We start from the raw sequence: 15,967 nt of genomic DNA, 5'->3' as shown, positions 1-15,967 counted from the left end.
GGTGGGGGAGGGAGGGGAGGTCACGGCGCGAACTGCTCCTTCAGGATGCGTTCCTCGAAGTTCAGCTCCTGGTCGAACAGCAGGGTCAGGGACACCTCGCGGCACTCCTTGACCTCGACCCGCAGGACCTCGCGCACCTCGGTGAAGTCGGCGACGGCGCTGACCGGGCGCTTGCCTTCCTCGTGGATGTCGAAGGTGATCGCCGCGGTGTGCGGCAGCAGCGCCCCGCGCCAGCGCCGGGGGCGGAAGGCGCTGATCGGCGTCAGCGCCAGCACCCCGGCCCCCATCGGCACGATGGGACCGTGCGCCGACAGGTTGTAGGCCGTGCTGCCGGCCGGGGTCGCCACCAGGGCGCCGTCGCAGATCAGTTCCGGCAGGCGGACCACCCCGTCGACGGTGATGCGCAGCTTGGCGGCCTGCCGCGTCTCGCGCAGCAGCGACACCTCGTTGATGCCGAGCGCCTCGACCCGCTCGCCGTTCACGCGGGTGGCGACCATGCGCAGCGGGTGGAGCTGCACATGCTGCGACGCGGCGACCCGCTCCGCCAGATCGTCCTCGCGGTAGGCGTTCAGCAGGAAGCCGACCGAGCCGCGATTCATCCCATAGACCGGGACCGGCCGCGTCCGGTTGAGCGCGAGCGCCCGGTGCAGGGTCTCCAGCAGGAAGCCGTCGCCCCCCAGCGCGACGATGGCGTCGGCCTCGGCCAGCGGCGCGTTGCCATAGCGGTGGACCAGCCGGTTGCGCGCGGTCCGAGCCTCCTCGGTGTCCGCGCAGGCGAAGGCGATGCGCAGGGCGTCGGCCGTGGGAAACGCGGCCGGGGCGGCGGGCGGATCGACGGCGAGGGGCAGGGTCGGATCGGTCATGCCGCGACCATAGCGCAGGTGGATGGGAGGGGGAAACGCCGCTCATCCGGTGTGCAACGCGAAAGGCAATCCGAAGCCGCCCGCCGGGCAAGGAAAAAGGAGGCCACGAGGGCCTCCTTTTCTTCACAGTCCGCGAACCGGCCGGGGTTATTCGGCCATCTCGTTGACCAGCCCTTCCTCGTCGTCGTCGCTCGAGGTGCGCTTGGGACGGTTGCCCTCGGCGTACTCGAAGTGCGGCTTGTCGTCCTGCACCGTGACCTTGACGAGGCCGCCCTTGCTGAGCTTGCCGAACAGCAGCTCCTCGGCCAGCGGCTTCTTCAGGTACTCCTGGATCACCCGGCCCAGCGGGCGGGCGCCGTAGAGCGGGTCGTAGCCCTTCTTGCCCAGCCACTCGCGCGCTTCGTCGTTCAGCTCGATGGACACGCCGCGGTCTTCGAGCTGCGCCTCCATCTGCATGATGAACTTGTCGACGACGCGGTTGATGACCTCCTGCGTCAGCGGGGCGAAGGGGATGATCGCGTCCAGCCGGTTGCGGAACTCCGGCGTGAACAGCTTCTCCACCGCCTCGACGTCCTCGCCCTCGCGGCGCTCGCGCTCGAAGCCGATGGCGGGCTTCGCCATGTCCGACGCGCCGGCGTTCGACGTCATGATCAGGATGACGTTGCGGAAGTCGACGATCTTGCCGTTGTGATCGGTCAGCTTCCCATGGTCCATGATCTGCAACAGGATGTTGAACAGATCCGGGTGGGCCTTCTCGATCTCGTCGAGCAGCAGCACGCAGTGCGGGTGCTGGTCGATGGCGTCGGTCAGCATGCCGCCCTGGTCGAAGCCGACATAGCCCGGCGGGGCGCCGATCAGGCGCGACACCGTGTGCCGCTCCATGTACTCCGACATGTCGAAGCGGGTCAGCTCGATGCCGAGCGTCATGGCGAGCTGGCGGGCCACCTCGGTCTTGCCGACGCCGGTCGGGCCGGTGAACAGGTAGTTGCCGATCGGCTTCTCCGGCTCGCGCAGGCCGGCTCTCGCCAGCTTGATCGCCGAGACGAGGTTGTCGATCGCCTTGTTCTGGCCGAAGACCATGGTCTTCAGGTCGCGTTCAAGGTTGAGCAGCGTCTCCTTGTCGTCGCGGCTGACCGACTTCGGCGGGATGCGGGCGATCTTGGCGACCACCGCCTCCACGTCCTTGACGCCGATCTTCTTGCGGCGCTTGTTCTCCGGCAGCAGCATCTGCGCGGCGCCGACCTCGTCGATGATGTCGATCGCCTTGTCGGGCAGCTTGCGGTCACCGATGTACTTGGCCGACAGCTCCACCGCCGAGCGGATGGCGTCGTTGGTGTAGCTGACCTTGTGGTGCTTCTCGTAGTAGGGCTTGAGGCCCTGGAGGATCTTGATCGCGTCCTCGACCGACGGCTCGTTGACGTCGATCTTCTGGAAGCGGCGGACCAGCGCGCGGTCCTTCTCGAAGTAGCTGCGGTATTCCTTGTAGGTCGTCGAGCCGATGCAGCGCAGCGAGCCCGAGGCCAGCGCCGGCTTCAGCAGGTTCGAGGCGTCCATGGCGCCGCCCGAGGTGGCGCCGGCGCCGATCACCGTGTGGATCTCGTCGATGAACAGGACCGCGCCCTCGGTCGCCTCAAGCTCGGAGACGACGGCCTTCAGCCGTTCCTCGAAGTCGCCGCGGTAGCGCGTGCCGGCCAGCAGCGAGCCCATGTCGAGCGCGAAGATGGTGGCGTTGCGCAGGACCTCCGGCACCTCGCTCTGGACGATGCGGCGGGCCAGCCCCTCGGCGATGGCGGTCTTGCCGACACCGGGGTCGCCGACGTAGAGCGGGTTGTTCTTCGAGCGCCGGCACAGGATCTGGATGGTCCGCTCGACCTCCTGCTCCCGCCCGATCAGCGGATCGATCTTCCCGCCGGCGGCCTTCTTGTTCAGGTTTACGCAATAAGCCTCGAGTGCCTCACTGCCTTTTTTCACGACCTTCTCCGCCGCCGCCTCGTCGTCAGCGCCCGAGACACGCTTTGTTTCCGAGCGGCCCGGAGCCTTCGCGATTCCGTGTGAGATGTAGTTCACCGCGTCGAACCGGGTCATCTCCTGCTCCTGCAGGAAATAGACCGCGTGGCTCTCGCGTTCAGAGAACAGGGCGACGAGCACATTTGCTCCCGTCACCTCCTCACGCCCCGACGACTGGACGTGGATGGCCGCACGTTGCAGCACCCGCTGGAAACCAGCCGTCGGCTTGGCATCATCGGGCCTGTTCGTGATAAGGTTCGCAAGTTCGTTGTCGAGGTAATCCGACAGTTCGGCGCGCAGGCGGTCCAAATCGATCCCGCAGGCGCGCAAGACGGCGGTAGCATCGGAGTCTTCGGTCAACGCGAGAAGCAGATGTTCGAGCGTCGCGTATTCATGCCTGCGCTCGTTCGCGTGGGCCAGGGCTCTGTGCAGCGTCTGTTCCAGGTTACGCGACAGCATGTGTGGGTCTAATCCTTCTCTAGCGTGCATTGCAGCGGGTGCTGGTGCTGGCGCGCGAAGTCCATCACCTGCGTGACTTTCGTCTCCGCCACCTCGTAGGTGAACACGCCGCACAACCCCACACCCCGCCGGTGTACATGCAGCATGATCATGGTCGCTTCCTCCCGCGATTTGCTGAAGAAGCGTTCGAGTACCAGAACGACGAACTCCATCGGAGTGTAGTCGTCGTTCAGCATCAAGACCTTGTACATCGACGGCTTCTTGGTCTTGGGCTTGGTCTTGATGACCACGCCGCTGTTGGTGCCCTCGTTGCCGTGCTTGTCGGAATCGGCCATGGTCTCAATCAAATGTCATCGCGATGCACTGTCTATAAGGATGATATGGGCAATCCGGGCGCCGAGGGAAGGGGCCGTTTGCGGATGCTCTCCATTTGGGAGAGCCTCCTTCGAAGCGGCGATCCCCGTTGTACCTCCGAATAGGAGACTACGGAGAAGGGCGGCGCACAATTGCCGGAAGCCCTAATCCCTTGTGCGGGTGCCGCAGGCGTTGCATGCGCGGTGGGGTGGAAAAGAAAAAACCCGGCAACCCGTGAGGGCTGCCGGGCTGTTCCCGAACGAAGGCTTCGCGGACGGCGATCAGGCGGCGGCCGGCTTGGAGAGGGTGCCGACCGTCAGGTTGACACGCTCGCTCAGCGGCGCCAGCGCCTCGTTGGCGATCTTGACCGACAGCTCCTGGAGCTTGGTGGTCTCGGCGACGAAGGCGTCGAAGCTGGCCTTGGCGTAGGCGTTCTGCAACTCGACCAGCTCCTGGATGGTCTTGACGGCCAGCAGGGCCTTGCCGGTCGACACGCTCTTCTCCAGCGAGGACTGGGTGAAGGCGGCGACCTGCTTGCCGGCTTCCTCGGCGCCCTTGGCGACGATGGTGCCGGACTTCACGACGGCGTCGACGTTGCCCTTGGTCAGGGTGGAGAGATCGTCGTAGCTCTTCAGGATCTTGGCCGAGGCCTTCTCGACCTGCTCCTGCTGGGCCTTGACGAGGCCTTCCAGATTCTGCTTGGCGGTCGAGACGGCGTCTTCGATGGTCTTGGTGGCGGCGGCGAACTTGTCGGACATGGCTATGCTCCTCGCGCTCTCTCAGGGGTCAACCGCGCGGCCCCGACGATGCGGCAACCGGGCGCGGAGTGGGTTGAGTCCCTCGGACCCCGGTTGAGGGCGGGCGCCCGAGATATGCTGCAATGCAACATAGCCTATTATTAAGGCAGGCGACCGGCGCTTGTCAAAGAGAATTTTTTGCGCTGCACAAAAATCTAAAGGCGAGTGGATGCCTCTTCCGGGTGGTGCGGCCGCAAGTGGAGGTCGTGGTTCGAACGGACTTCGAACGGACAAGGCCCGGCGACCATGGGGATGGTCGCCGGGCCTTGCGGGCCGCTCGGGCGCTGCCAGTCACCTGCCAGGATGTCAGGCGGCGAGCGGCTTGGAGAGGGTCTCGACGGTGGCGGTCACGCGGGCGTTCAACGGGGCCAGCGCCTCGTTGGTGACCTTCACCGACAGTTCCTGGATGCGGCTGGCCTCGGCGACCAGCGAATCGAAGCTGGACTTGAAGAAGCTGTTCTGAAGCTCGACCACTTCCTGCAGGCTCTTGGCGGTCAGCAGGGCCTTGCCGGTGGTGATCGACTTGTCGAGCGCCGACTGGCTGTAGGCGACGAACTCGCGGCTCAGATCCTCGGCGCCCTTGGCGGCGATGCTCCCGCTCTCGACCAGGGCGGCGACGGTCGCCTTGTTGGCGGCCTGGATGTCCTCGTAGCTCTTCAGCAACTGGGTGGCGGCCTTGTCGAACTGCTCCTTGGCGACCGTGGCGGTCTGCTCGAACTGCTTGACGGTCTGCTCCTGCCCGGCCTTCACGAAGCCCTCATACTGCTCCTTGGCCTGGGCGGTGACGGTCTCGATGGACTTCGGCGAAAACTTGGTCATGACGCGCGTTCCTTCCTGGGCTGATGCCGGCCCCGCGGTTCCGGGGTGTGGCTCCGGCCGCAGGAAGCGGGTCGCGAAGCCTGCCGGCAGCGGTTTTTCAAATCCCTGAACCAACGTGAGGCCCAGGAAATGCTGCACTGCAATATGAGCAAACTATGCGAGTAGGCGGCGGGAGTCAAGGGGCGCTTGGATGCGATGCACAATTCCCGTTGCGCGGGAAAACCCCCGTCCTCCGGGTCGCCCTGCCTTTATTCCTTAACGAAGGCTTTACCGGATATGCGACAAGTGTAGCGTCGCCATGCGCAAAACGCGCTTCGGCCAATGGTCAGAAGCGGCGCGTCGAAGCGCCGCATCCTAAAGACAGAACCCTCCACCCAGGCCGCTCAACCGGGACGCTCCCATGACCTACTGCCTCGGCATCAAGACACGCGACGGGCTCATCGGCCTGTCGGACGGCCGCATCACCAGCGGTTCCCAGCTCTCGTCGGCCCGCAAGGTGACGATGATGGGCAACGGCGGCGACCGCTTCTTCATCATGAACTCCGGCCTGCGCAGCGTGCGCGACAAGACTCTGGCCTATCTGCGCCGCGACATGGGCAAGCGCCGGGGCGAATCCTACCCGACCATGCTCGACGCGGTGTCGGCCTTCACCGCCTGCCTGCGGCAGGTCGCGGCCGAGGACCGGGAGTCGCTGGAGGCGTCCAAGCTGCATTTCAACCTGCACGCCATCATCGGCGGGCAGCTCGCCGAGGACCGCGAGCCCTACATGTTCCTGGTCTACCCGGAGGGCAACTGGATCGAGGTGGACGAGCGCACGCCCTACCTGTCGATCGGCGCCACCGCCTACGGCAAGCCGATCCTCGACCGCGCGCTGTCCTACACCACCGACATGCAGACGGCGCTGAAGCTGGCCTACCTGTCCTTCGACAGCACGCGCTTCTCGACCAACGACGTCGGCTTCCCCATCGACATGGTGTCCTACCACGCCGAGCAGCGGACCTGGCGCCAGTCGAACTACGACTACGACGATCTCGGCGAGCAGCGCCAGTGGTGGAACCGCAACATCACCGAACTGGCCCGCCGCATGCCGGACGGCCCGTGGGTCGAGACGCTGGTCCCCGACAGCTTGCGCGTCCGCGGCGAGGAGACGGTCTGACCGGCGGCCTCAGCGCCTGAACAGGTCGGCGAGCGGCCCGTCGAGCCACGCCCCGAAGGGGCGGGTCGGCCCGACGAGGCCGCCGTCGGCCACCTCCACCTCGAAATGGACGCCGCCCTCCGCCCGCTCTCCGGCGGGGGGCAGGCCGCGCGGCGCGTCCGCCGGGCTCGGCAGGGCGGGCAACGGGGGCAGGGGGGGGATGCCGGTGCCGTCCAGCACCCGCATCGGTTCCAGGAAGCGCACGTCCGTGAAGCGGCCCGACGGGTAGGGGTGGGCGGAGAAGAACCATTGCCCGCCCCGGCAGCCGTTGATCAGCCAATAGATCCCGTTCGAGGACAGGCGCAGCCCATCGGGCGGCGGATCGAAGGCGCCGGTGTCGCGCAGCCGGCCGATGAAGCTGGCGAACTGGTCCGGGTTCAAGCGCACCGTCGCCGTGTGGCCGCGCGCGGCGGACAGCGGGTCGAGCGGCGTCAGCCGGGCGAGGTCGGTCGCCTCGATGACGCGGGCCTCGACCTTGGCGCCGCCGCCGTCCTCGGCCGGGTCGCCGGTGATGTCGTAGGTGCGGACGTGCCGGTTGTAGTCGGCGTTGAACACCATGCGGAAGCGGTCGGCGCCGGGCTTGCCGCAGGCGACCCGCAGATCGTCGCCGTTCAGGTAGCTGAACCAGGTCAGCTTGCGGGCGACCGGGTTGTCGGCCGGGCCGACGGCGGCGCAGCCGGCCAGCGCCAGCGCGCCGGCCAGCAGGGCGGCCACCGGACCGGCGGGGAGGCGGGCGCGGACGCCGGGGAGGCCATGGGGGCGGAAGCGGCTGTGCGTGCGGCTCATCGTCTCTTGCCTCACCTGAGCGGCGTCTGGTACGTGGTCGGCCCGCGCCGTCCTGCGGCGCCGGAACGGGAACGCCGGCCGGGCTCCACCGGTCCAGGCTTAGCCCTTCTGGCCGAGTCCTCCCCCCATTTTGGTCACAGACCGGCCGAAAAGCCAAAGCAAGAAATTAACGAATTCCTGCTAGACACTGATTTGGCACGAATTTACCATTGAACCAAGCGGCAAATATTAGCCTTTGGCGGGGCCATCATGACAGTAACGCGCAGCACCGTTCGTACCGGACTGTTTCCATTCGCTTTTCGTGCGGTGGAGACGGAGGGGGAGCGGAGCGCGAGGCGTTTGACGCGGACCCTGTTCGCCGCCGCCGCTCTTTCGGGGGCCCTGCTGGCGTCCGCGCTGACCTCGGCGGAGGCGCTCGCCGCCAAGGCGGCGTCGATCGTCGTCGACGCCCGCACCGGCGAGGTCCTGCACGAGCAGGACGCCGACGCCATCACCCACCCGGCGTCGCTGACCAAGATGATGACGCTCTACCTGACCTTCGACGCGCTGGACGACGGGCGGCTGACGCTTGACCAGGCGCTGCCGGTGTCGTCCTGGGCGGAGAGCATGTCGCCGACCAAGCTGGGCCTGCGCGCGGGTTCGACGCTGCGGGTGGAGACGGCGATCCTCGGCCTCGTCACCAAGTCGGCCAACGACGCCGCCGTCGTGCTGGCCGAGGCGCTGGGCGGCACCGAGACCCGCTTCGCCGAGATGATGACCCGCAAGGCGCGCGAGCTGGGCATGCGCCGCACCGTGTTCCGCAACGCGTCCGGCCTGCCGAACATGGAGCAGGTGACCACCGCCCGCGACTTCTCGATCCTGTCGCGCGCGATGCTGGACGACCATCCGAAATACTACCCCTATTTCAGCCGCCGCAGCTTCGTCTATGGCGGCCGGCCGCAGCCCAACCACAACCGCCTGATGTCCCGTTACGAGGGCATGGACGGCATCAAGACCGGCTACACGATCGCCTCGGGCTTCAACCTCGCCGCCTCGGCCGCCCGCGACGGGCGCCGGCTGGTCGGGGTGGTGATGGGCGGCAAGTCGGCGGTGTCGCGCGACAACCGGATGGAAGCGCTGCTCGACCAGGCCTTCGGCAAGCCCAACCGCGGGCGCGAGGATGGTCCGCAGATCGCCAGCGTCGAGCGTCCCAGGAGCCAGCCCGAGGCCGAGGGGGACGACGACGACGAACCCGTGGTGAAGGGCAAGCTGCCGGTCCGCAAGACGGCGGCGGCGGTGCAGAAGGCGTCCGTGCCGTCGGCGCCGCCCGCCGCCCCGGCCGCCTCCGGAGCGGCCAAGGGCGGCGACAAGTGGGGCATCCAGGTCGGTGCCTTCTCCACGCGGGCTGCCGGCCAGAAGGCGCTGGCCCAGGCCTCCAAGCAGGCGCCGTTCCTGCTGCGCGGCGCCCGCAACGCGGTGGTCGAGGTCAAGAACGGCAAGGACACCCTCTACCGCGCCCGCATGGTCGGTCTGGACGAGAAGACGGCGCGGCAGGCCTGCGCCACGCTGACCAAGAGCGGCCACCGCTGCGTCGCGGTCTCGCCCAACGACAAGTCGTAACCGGGCATCGCCCTTATCGGCCGGCCTGCGTGTCCAGGTAAGCCAGGGCCGGGCCGTAGGCCGAGTCGAGCGTCCGCAACGCCGCGTCGAGCGCCGCGGGGTCGTCCCTGCGCTCCACCGCCGCTTCCAAGGCCTGCGCGGCCCGGCGCAGGGCGGCGCAGCCATATTGTCCCGACACCCCCGCCAGCTTGTGCGCCATCATGCTGACCGCCGCACGGTCGCCCGTGGCCCAGGCGGCGTCCAGGCTGACGCGGTAGTCCCGCAGGGTCGCCGCCGTCCGTCCGATCAGAAGGGCGACGCGGTCGGCGGGCAGCAGGTCGCGCATCTGGCCGATGGCGCTTTCGTCGAACGCGCCGCCGCCGGCCTGCGGAGCGGGGGAGTCCGCCGCGCCGTCGCGCAGGGCGGCCTCCAGGGCGTCGAGTCGCAGAGGCTTGGTCAGGACACCGTCGGCCCCGCAGCTCCGGCAGCGCTCCAGCCCGTCCGGCGCGGCGCTGGCGGTCAGCATCAGGATGCGCGGGGGCGCCGCCGCGGCGGCCGCCGGCCGGGCCCGCAATTGCCGCACCACCTCGTCGCCGTCGAGGCCGGGAAGGCGGAGATCCATCAGGACGAGGTCGAAGACCGTCCCGTCGGTCGCGGCCGACAGGGCCGCCGGCCCGTCCTCCACCACGACCACCGCGTGGCCGGCCCGGCGCAGCAGGGCGGTGGCCGCCATACGGTTCACCACCTCGTCCTCCGCCAGCAGGATGCGCAGGGAAGGGAGGGCCGTCGCTGCGTTCGCTTGCATGCTTGCTCCGTCTTCGGGGCCGCCGGAACCGGAGCCGGCAGGACCAGAGCCGTCACTCTAGCCGTTTCGCGCGCCGCGCGCATCGGACGGATGCTGCGCACGCTCACACATGACGAAGGCGGCGCGATGAGCCTTCGGACGATGGGCGTCAGACGATGGGCGGCGCCTGGACGAACATCGGGTCCTCGATGCGGTGCAGCCGGCCGGCTCCGGCCAGGGCGGCGCGCAGGATCAGGGTCTTGCGGCGGGCGGGGGCCAGCTTCAGGAGCGGCGCCTCGCGCAGCACCTCGGCGCCATAGGCGTCGGCGACCATCAGGCCGCACTCCTCGGGGATCAGTTCGGTCGGGAAGGCGTCGTCCACCGCGAAATAGAAGGCGTCGCACCATTCCCGGTATTCCGGCCATTTCTGGTCGGAACGGAAGTCGGGCACCCCGCTCTTCACCTCGACGATGACGACGGTGCCGGATTCGTCCATCGCCAGCACGTCGGCGCGCCGCCCGCAGGCGAGGCGGAACTCCGTCAGGCTGGCGAAGCCGCGCTGGGCGAGCGCCCGGCGCACGCCGCGGAAGATGGGCGCCGCGCCGCCGGCGGGCGAGCCGGCGGCATCGCCGGCGTCGGTCGCGCCGATGCCGGCCGTACTGTCGGACGCAATGTCGGTCATGGATGGGAATTGCCGGAACGGTTCAGGAACATCGCGGCAGAATGACCGCTTCGGCCGTTCCCGCCAAGGGGCAAAAAGGGAGCGCGCCAGTCAGGGATGCGCAGTCCGGGATAAGCCAGCCGGGGATGCACCAGCCGGGGCTGCGTCAGGCGGGCGGGCGTGGCGCGAGCGGTGGAGGTGGGCACAGCTCACGCGGCAGGCTGCGCGCCGCCGGGAAGATCAGCACGGCCGAGGTTCCGACGCCCGGCTCGCTGGCCATCTCCAGCCGGCCGCCATGCAGCTCGATCAGGCGCTTGACGATCGGCAGGCCGAGGCCGGTGCCCTCGCCGACGTTGCGGGCGATGGTGGCGTCGGCGCGCTCGAACGGCTCCAGCACGCGGGAGAGGTCGGCGGCGGCGATCCCGACGCCGGTGTCGGCCACCATGACGCCGATGCCGCCGTCCGGCAGCAGCGCCGCCGTCAGCATCACCTGCCCGCCGTCCGGCGTGAACTTCACCGCGTTGGACAGCAGGTTGAGCAGCATCTGGCGGGTTGCCCGCGCGTCGCCCAGCAGCATCGGCAGGTCGCCGGCGATGTCGGTGGTCAGCGCGATGCGCTTGTCCGTCGCCGTCTTGCGCAGCATCGCCATGACCTGGGCGGTCACGAAGGGCAGGTCCACCCCCTCGTCCGACAATTGAAGCCGCCCGGCCTCGATGCGCGACAGGTCGAGGATGTCGTTGATCAGCGCCAGCAGATGCGTGCCGCTGTCGTGGATGTCGGTGGCGTAGCTGAGATAGCGCGGGTTGCCGAGCGGGCCGAAGGTTTCCGCCATCAGAAGCTCGGCGAAGCCCAGGACGGCGTTCAGCGGCGTGCGCAGCTCGTGGCTCATCTGGGCGAGGAATTCGCTCTTGGCGCGGCTGGCCCGCTCGGCCTCGCGGTGGGCGGCGCGGGCCTCGGCCTCGCGGATTCGGATGCTTTCCTCGTTCCGCTTCATCGGCGTGACGTCGGCGTAGATCACCAGGACGCCGTCGTCCGGCACCGCGTGCTCGCTGACCAGCAGGCAGCGCCCGTCCCGCGCCCGCAGGGTGAAGGGCTTGTGCGAACGGCGGTGGTGGGCCAGCCGGGCCTCGACCCACAGTTCCCGCTCCGCGTCGGACGGCAGGTCGCCGTCGGTCCGGGCGGCGCGGCGCACCAGCGCCTCGAACGGCACGCCGGGAACCAGCAGGTCCGCCAGTTCCGGCAGAAAGCGCTTCAGCCGGCTGGTGGCGTGGACCAGACGGTCGCCGGCGTCGAACAGCGCGAAGCTTTCGGCGCTGTGCTCCAGCGCCGCCGCCAGCGCTTCCGCCATCGATGGGGCGCCGGGGCCGAGGTCGGCCAGCGTGGCGCAGACCCCGCCGGGAAAGGGCGAGGCGGACAGGCGCCAGCGGGTGCGCGGCGGGGCGTTCCGCCCGTCGCCCTTTCCGGCGCCGGGACCGGCATGGGCGCCGGCATGGCCGCTGGGATGGGCACCGGCGCAGGCGTCGAGCGTCCGGGTCAGCGGCCCGTCCAGCGCGGCGGCGAGCGCGGCGAACAGTCCCGGACAGTGGCTGTCCATCCCGTCGGCGCGCAGCCGCAGGCCGGCGAGCGGCCCCTGTCCGAACAGGGATTCCGCCGCCGGGTTGGCGGCCTGCCATTCGAAATCGGCGATCGTCCCGTCGGGGTCGCGAAGCGCCGCGAAGGCGGCGACGGCGTCGGGCAGCAGGGCGAGCAGCGCGGCCGGCAGGGGCGACGACAGAGAAGCCAAGTCGAGAAGCGGCAGAGCGTCGGCGACCCCGCTGCCGATGCTCCGGTTGCCGGAAGGGTGCCCCCTCAGCCATGCCTGCGCGCCAATATCCATCCGGGAATGGTTGCGCAGCATTCCTAACAATCGATAAAGGCAGGTTTCGCGCAGGCGTACGAATATTTGTCGAATTGCGACAGAGTTTTGACGGAAAGGTGGTTGCTGAATAATTTAATAAAATAGTATGTATTCCGGAGGCCAGGGATGGCGCCCCATTGTGCCCGGTCTAACGAATGGATGGCTTTTCAGGGGCTTGGGCGACTCCTACTGTTCAGTACTCGGCGGCAGAAGGACAGGGTGCGACCGTGACCGAGAGCGGCAGCCAGAACGATGCCGGCCAAGCCGGTGGGGAAGCCTCGAACAGGCCGGCGGGGGCCGGCCATACCCTGGTGTTCGACGCCGCCGGCCGGCTGCGGAACTGGACGCCGGGCATCGCGGCGCTTCCGGGCGCCGGCGGCCGTCTGGCTGCGGGCGCCGCGCTGGCGGATCTGGATCCCCTGTTCGAGGGCATGGCGTGCGTCGACCGTCCGCTGGCCGACGGCGGTTTCCTGCGCATGGTCGGCCAGGGGGGCTGCCAGACGGCTTCCCCGCCGTCCGGCGATCTGTCGGGCCGGCTGTTCGCCGCGGCGAGCCACGATCTGCGGCAGCCGCTCGCCGCCTTGTCGCTGCTGATCGGGACGCTCGACGGCCGGGTGGCGGCGGATCGCGCCTCGCGCGATCTGCTGCGGTCGATGGCGCAGGCGGTGGAATCGATGCGCGGCATGGTCGATGGGCATTTCGATCTGGCGCGGCTGGAGGCCGGGCTGATCGAACCCGACATCCGGCCCCACGCGATCAACGGCGTGCTGATGCGGCTGGCGCTCGACGTGGCGCCTCGCTTCGCCGAGCGCGGGGTGCGCTTCACGGTCATGCCCTGCTCGGGCGTCGTCCGCACCGACGGCTCGCTGCTGGAGCGGCTGTTGCACGGGCTGGTCGCCAACGCGCTGCGCCACACGCCGCAGGGGCGGGTGGTGGTCGGCTGCCGGCCGCGCGGCGATTCCCTGCGCATCGAGGTGTGGGACACCGGGCGCGGGCTGGCGCCCCGCCAGCTCGACGCCCTGCGCACCGAACTGGCCGGGCCGGGCGGCTACGGGCATGGCGCGCTCGGCCTCGGCCTGACCCTGGCGCGCGGGCTGGCCCGCAAGCTGGGCCTGTCGCTGGAGGTGCGGTCCATCGAGAAGCGGGGCACGCTCTTCAGCGTCACCGTGCCCCGCGCCGCCGACGGGGAGGGGGTGGGGCGGAGTTTCAGCCCGGCGCCCCGGATGGACGCGGACACGTCCGACCTCAACCGGACCCGCGTCCTGGTGATCGAGGACGATCCGATGGTGCTCGCCGCCCTGGAGGCGCTGCTGGGCCAGTGGGGATGCACCGTGCTCGCCGCCGAATCCTGCGACAGCGCCCTCGACCGGCTCGGGACCGCGCCGCAGGCGCCCGACCTGATCATCTCCGACCTGCGGTTGAAGGGAACGGCGAACGGCATCGTCGCCATCCGCCGGATCGTCCAGGCGCTCGGCCAGCCGGTGCCGGGGATGATCCTGACTGGCGACACCGATCCCAAGCGGCTGCGGGAGGCGCGCCTGTCCGGTTATCCCCTGCTGCACAAGCCGATTGCCCCGCTCGCGCTTCGCGCCGCCGTTTCGCGCCTTTTGGCTCGCGAGACCATGATAACGTAAATCTCCGGCCGGGCTTTTCTCCCAGATCCTAAATGTCTCCCCTGTAACATTGCAACGTGAGATCCGACAGATATCGGCATTGACATTGAAGATGTTCTTCGGAGTTCGTTGCTTTTCTGGCTGATTCTGGAACGTTCCTCTCTCTTTCGGAGGAAGAAAGTGTTTTCAACTGAGTAAGTTTGCTTTGGGTTTGCTATAGTCGTTCCGGGCAGCTTCGTCGCGGTCATCCCCAGGGGTGGGCCGTGACGACGGGGTGCGGGGGCGGCATGGCACCAATGGCGGGGTGGGCTGAGGGAGGCGCGCTGGTGGTGCCGGCGTTGGTGATTGCCGGTGTCCTGGTGTCGCTGGCGGCCTTCGTCCAGATCCGCGAGACCTCGCGTGCCGTCGAACGTGCTCTGGTCGAGCGTCAGGCGGCACAACTCCATGACGCGTTCAAGGAGCGGCTCGACCGTCACGCGCTGCTGCTGCGGGCGCTGAGCGGACCATTGGCCGGTCCGGCGGCGATGACGCCGGACGGCTTCGCCATGGCGGCCGAGCCGCTGCTTCCCCTGTATCCCAGTCTGCGCGCCGTGGCCTGGGCGCGCCGGGTCCCGGCGGGCGGAACCGCCGTGACCGGCCGCGACCTGTTCGTCACTGCGCTGGTCCAGCCGCGCCAGCTCGGCGACCGCCTGATCGGGCTCGACATCGCGGCGGAGCCCGATCGCGCGGAACTGTTGGCACAGGCCTGCCGGTCGGGATCGCTGGTTGTGACCAACGGGCCGTCCGCCGGTGAGCCGTCCGCCGGCGAGCGGCCCGCCGGACAGGCAAATCCCGGCGACGACCATCCGGCCGACACCACCGCTCTCGTCCTGCCGGTCTATGCGCGCGGCACCGCTTCCCCGGCCGCCCGGACCCTGGAGGGCCGGCCGGAGGAGGGGGGCGACCGTTGCGGCGCGCTCATCGGCTTTCTCTGGGCGACCTTCCGCCTGGATCACCTGCTGCGGGAGGCCGCCGCGCATGTCGGGCTGAGCGCCGGCGATGCCTATCTCGTCGACGAGCGGACCACCCGAGGCCCGCGCATCCTGGCGGTCCAGGCGGGGGGGCGGGAGCCCGGCGAGGCGTTTCATGCCCTGCCGGAAGCGGAACTGGCCGGAATCCCGGCGATCGGGCACCGGGTTGGCTTCGGCTCCGAATCCTGGCGGCTTGTGCTGGTGCCGCATCCGTCGCCGCTGGCCGATCCGCGCGACCGGCTCGCCTGGATGGCGCTGATCGCCGGGCTGCTGGCCACCGCCGGTCTGGCCGCCTATGTCCGGTGGGAGGCGCGTTCCAAGCGCCTGTTGCAGGAGGAGGCCCGCGCCCGCGCCGCCATGTCGCGCGCGCTGCGCGAGAGCGAGGAGCGCTTCCGCCTCGCGCTCCGTCACTCGCGGGTGGCGCTGTTCAGCCAGGACCGCAACCTGCGTTACCAATGGGTCTACAGCCCGCAGGCCACCCACCCGCCGGAGGATTTCATCGGCCGCAGCCACGCCGACCTCTACGGGCCGGAGCTGGGGGCGCTGCTCGACGGCATCAAGCGGCCGGTCCTCGACACCGGCGTCGGGGCGCGGCGGGAGGTCCAGGTGACCGTCCACGGACACCGGCAGGTCTTCGACCTCAGCGTCGAGCCGATGCGCGACGAGACGGGCGAGGTCTCCGGCGTCATCTGCGCGGCCATCGACGTGACGGAGGCGGCGGGCATCCGCCAGGCCATGGCCGACGCCCACGCCGAGGCGGAAAGGGCGAACCAGGCGAAGTCGCGCTTCCTCGCGGCGGCAAGCCACGACCTGCGCCAGCCCTTCCAGGCGATGAGCCTGTTCCACCACATCCTGGTCAGCAAGCTGACCACGCCCCAGCAGAAGGAGATCGCCGCCAAGCTGGGGGAGGCGCTGGCCGCCGGCAACGCGCTGCTCTCGGCCCTGCTCGACACCTCGGCGCTGGAGATGGGCAACGTCACCCCGCGGGTGGTCGAGTTCGACATTCACGACATCATCTCCCGGCTGGCGACGGAGATCGCCGACCAGGCGCTCGACCGCGGCCTGAGCCTGCGCATGGTGCCCTCCTCGGCGCGGGTGCGCAGCGACCCGATCCTGCTGGAGCGCATGCTGCGCAACCTGCTGG

General features: G+C 69.2%; 13 protein-coding genes. 4 read left to right on the top strand and 9 right to left on the bottom strand.

The features are described 5' to 3' along the window. Nucleotides 1–20: 20 nt before the first annotated feature. The 5 genes from JN22_RS14835 to JN22_RS14815 form a co-directional block, all read right to left on the bottom strand. Nucleotides 21–863 carry an NAD kinase gene (locus JN22_RS14835; protein WP_085554723.1) on the bottom strand — a complete coding sequence of 281 codons (843 nt, stop codon included), beginning with the start codon at nt 861–863 and terminating at the stop codon, nt 21–23. Between the two features lie 147 nt (nt 864–1,010). Then, nucleotides 1,011–3,329: an ATP-dependent Clp protease ATP-binding subunit ClpA gene (clpA, locus tag JN22_RS14830; RefSeq protein ID WP_085554722.1), complete on the bottom strand. Its 2,319-nt coding sequence runs from the start codon at nt 3,327–3,329 to the stop codon at nt 1,011–1,013. A gap of 8 nt (nt 3,330–3,337) precedes the next feature. Further along, on the bottom strand, nt 3,338–3,664 hold the full coding sequence (gene clpS / locus JN22_RS14825; RefSeq protein ID WP_085554721.1) for an ATP-dependent Clp protease adapter ClpS: 327 nt from the start codon (nt 3,662–3,664) through the stop codon (nt 3,338–3,340). Between the two features lie 300 nt (nt 3,665–3,964). Next, nucleotides 3,965–4,441, bottom strand: coding sequence for a phasin family protein (locus JN22_RS14820; RefSeq protein ID WP_085554720.1), 477 nt, complete (start codon nt 4,439–4,441; stop codon nt 3,965–3,967). 345 nt (nt 4,442–4,786) lie between these two features. After that, nucleotides 4,787–5,299, bottom strand: a complete 513-nt coding sequence (locus JN22_RS14815; protein WP_085554719.1) for a phasin family protein — start codon at nt 5,297–5,299, stop codon at nt 4,787–4,789. Between the two features lie 400 nt (nt 5,300–5,699). On the opposite strand from JN22_RS14815, the gene JN22_RS14810 reads away from it, so the two are divergent. Further along, nucleotides 5,700–6,455, top strand: coding sequence for a peptidase (locus JN22_RS14810; protein ID WP_085554718.1), 756 nt, complete (start codon nt 5,700–5,702; stop codon nt 6,453–6,455). 9 nt (nt 6,456–6,464) lie between these two features. Here the strand turns inward: JN22_RS14810 and JN22_RS14805 are convergent, their stop codons facing one another. Continuing rightward, complete coding sequence (locus JN22_RS14805) at nt 6,465–7,280, bottom strand: hypothetical protein (protein ID WP_223677736.1); 816 nt, start codon at nt 7,278–7,280, stop codon at nt 6,465–6,467. Nucleotides 7,281–7,619: 339 nt separating this feature from the next. Between JN22_RS14805 and JN22_RS14800 the strand changes: the two genes are divergently transcribed. Next, the gene (locus tag JN22_RS14800) at nt 7,620–8,879 is read left to right on the top strand and encodes a D-alanyl-D-alanine carboxypeptidase (protein WP_223677735.1); all 1,260 of its coding nucleotides are present in this window, start codon (nt 7,620–7,622) and stop codon (nt 8,877–8,879) included. A gap of 13 nt (nt 8,880–8,892) precedes the next feature. Here the strand turns inward: JN22_RS14800 and JN22_RS14795 are convergent, their stop codons facing one another. The 3 genes from JN22_RS14795 to JN22_RS14785 form a co-directional block, all read right to left on the bottom strand. Then, nucleotides 8,893–9,663, bottom strand: a complete 771-nt coding sequence (locus JN22_RS14795; protein WP_223677734.1) for a response regulator — start codon at nt 9,661–9,663, stop codon at nt 8,893–8,895. Nucleotides 9,664–9,811: 148 nt separating this feature from the next. Continuing rightward, a complete protein-coding gene (locus tag JN22_RS14790) occupies nt 9,812–10,324 on the bottom strand; it encodes an MmcB family DNA repair protein (protein WP_085554716.1) in 513 nt (170 codons plus the stop codon). 145 nt (nt 10,325–10,469) lie between these two features. Further along, entirely contained in the window at nt 10,470–12,200 is a 1,731-nt protein-coding gene (locus tag JN22_RS14785; protein WP_223677733.1) for a sensor histidine kinase, read from the bottom strand. Between the two features lie 227 nt (nt 12,201–12,427). Here JN22_RS14785 and JN22_RS14780 point away from each other — a divergent pair, with 227 nt between their 5' ends. Then, entirely contained in the window at nt 12,428–13,834 is a 1,407-nt protein-coding gene (locus JN22_RS14780; protein ID WP_223677732.1) for a hybrid sensor histidine kinase/response regulator, read from the top strand. Nucleotides 13,835–14,139: 305 nt separating this feature from the next. Next, a partial coding sequence (locus tag JN22_RS14775) for a PAS domain-containing protein (RefSeq protein ID WP_085554714.1) occupies nt 14,140–15,967 on the top strand: 1,828 nt, incomplete at its 3' end.

The sequence above is a fragment of the Azospirillum agricola genome (genome assembly GCF_020005195.1).
In the GTDB taxonomy this organism is placed as follows: domain Bacteria; phylum Pseudomonadota; class Alphaproteobacteria; order Azospirillales; family Azospirillaceae; genus Azospirillum; species Azospirillum agricola.
This window is presented reverse-complemented; position numbering and strand designations above follow the sequence as displayed.